Source organism: Actinocorallia sp. B10E7, from assembly GCF_039871655.1.
GTDB lineage: Bacteria > Actinomycetota > Actinomycetes > Streptosporangiales > Streptosporangiaceae > Actinocorallia.
In genome coordinates this window covers 1-1877 of record NZ_JBDPLZ010000026.1, presented here as the reverse complement: position 1 = coordinate 1877, position 1877 = coordinate 1, and the positions used below count along the sequence as shown (strand labels likewise).

General features: G+C 68.0%; 2 protein-coding genes. One reads left to right on the top strand and one right to left on the bottom strand.

Annotation, left to right across the window (positions count from 1 at the left end; genetic code table 11):
- Positions 1 to 712, bottom strand: a 712-nt coding sequence (locus ABGB12_RS34985) for a DUF6801 domain-containing protein (protein WP_347684835.1), incomplete at its 3' end; no start/stop codon positions are given.
- Positions 713 to 1225: 513 nt separating this feature from the next.
- On the opposite strand from ABGB12_RS34985, the gene ABGB12_RS34980 reads away from it, so the two are divergent.
- Positions 1226 to 1877: DUF6801 domain-containing protein (locus tag ABGB12_RS34980; RefSeq protein ID WP_347684833.1), on the top strand; the 652-nt coding region annotated here is incomplete at its 3' end.

The window sequence follows — 1877 nt, the reverse complement described above, 5'->3', positions numbered from 1 at the left end:
GAGTCGGCGTGGGAGTGGGGGTCGGGGTCGGCGTGGGGGTCGGGGTCGGCGTGGGAGTCGGCGTGGGGGTGGGGGTCGGGGTCGGGGTCGAGACCACCTCGAACTGGGCCAGGACGGTGTTCTGGCCGTCGGGGATGGTGCAGGGCGCGTTGAAGGTGTCCGAGCCCGCCTCCAGCTGGATCGGGGCGCCGGCGGCGTCACGGACGATCATCGGCCCGAGTTCCAGGCCCAGGACGGTGACCTTGCCGGGCCCGGCCTCCTGGAAGGTCAGCGACGGCGAGCTGCCGGCCGCCCTGATCTGCATCTCCCCGCTGGCCGGGACGTTGGTCTTCTCCAGCTCGATGGGGATCTGCGGGTTGAGGTTGGTGCGCGGCGCGGTGATGTTGGCCTTCGAGACGCCGGCGCCTTCGATGGTCTTGCCGCCGACGAGGTTCATGCCGCGGACGGTGTTGGCGTTGATGGTGGAGATCGCCTCGATCGGCAGCTCCCCGGTGGCCTGGCCCACCTCGATGCTCTCCGGGATCGGGATGCTCAGGCTCGCCTTGACCTCCTGCACGCCCACGATGGGGAACGTGCAGCTGAAGCGGAGGTCGAGCGTCGCGGCCGACGCGGGGGCGGAGCCGAGCACGCCGACCATGCCGAACGCGAGGCAGCCGACGGCCGCCGCGGCCAGCCCGGTGCCGGCCTTCCTGGATTTCTGCTGGGTGCTCATGGACTGCCTTCCGTTTGCGGAAATGCCCTTGGGGGGCGTCCGGGCAATAAAGCTCGACAGTGCCTCGCTTTGACTCCGGACAGGGCGTGCGTCGCAGAATCACGACGTTTCAGTGGCGTAAACTACTCGCCGGTTCACAACGCGTCCCGATATGCGGATGACAAGTTCCCGAGACCTCCGGCTCACATCCTGCAAATCGGCCAGAAATGATCTCCCGCTCCCCCCGGCCCGCCATCCAAGCCGAAAGCACCACGAACCACCAGGTCAATGACATGATCACGGCCACCTTTCGGCCATGATCACACCCCGGCCTTGTCAGCAGGACAAGAACCCACGGCAGAAAAATCTTCATCACCTGAGTTCTCGAAACCATCACCGCATGTCATGGGGTCGGCGACTGTTGAGCATCACGGCAGAAAACTTGTCAACCGGCTCCAATACCACCCCGGTCCGCTCCGGATAGTTTTACTCCTCCGCTTCCATCCATTCTTCCAAGGCGCGAGGAGAAACAGTTTGCGCACCGGAAACGAGAAAAGACGCGGGCCCGCGACCGGGCTGGCCGCGGCGGCCGTCGGCTGCCTCGCGTTCGGCATGGTCGGCGTGCTCGGCTCCGCCCCCGCGTCGGCCGCGACGCTCGACCTCCGCTTCAGCTGCACGTTCCCCATCGTGGGCGTGCAGGACGTCAAGACCTCGCTGACGATCCCGATCCCCGAGGTCATCGAGGTGGGCCAGGCCACCGGGGAGCTGCCGATCGAGGCGGTCTCCACCATCAACGCCAGCACCGTCCGCGGCATGAACCTCGTCGGCGGCAAGACCATCGAGGGCGCGGGCACGTCCACCGCGAACATCACCGCGCCGCGCACCGACCTCGACCCGCGGATCCCGGTCGAGCTGGAGAAGACCAACGTCCCGGCCAGCGGGGAGATGCGGATCAGGGCGGCCGGCAGTTCGCCGTCGCTGACCTTCCAGGAGGAGGGCGACATCGTCGTCACGGTCACCGGGCTCGCGCTCGGCCCGATGACGCTGAAGGACGCGGCCGGTGTCCCGATCCAGCTGGAGACCGGCTCGGACACCTTCAACGCGCCCTGCACCATCCCCGCGGGCCAGGAGACCGTGCTGGCCCGGGGCAAGGTCGTCCCCAAGGGCGGCGGCCCGACCCCCACCC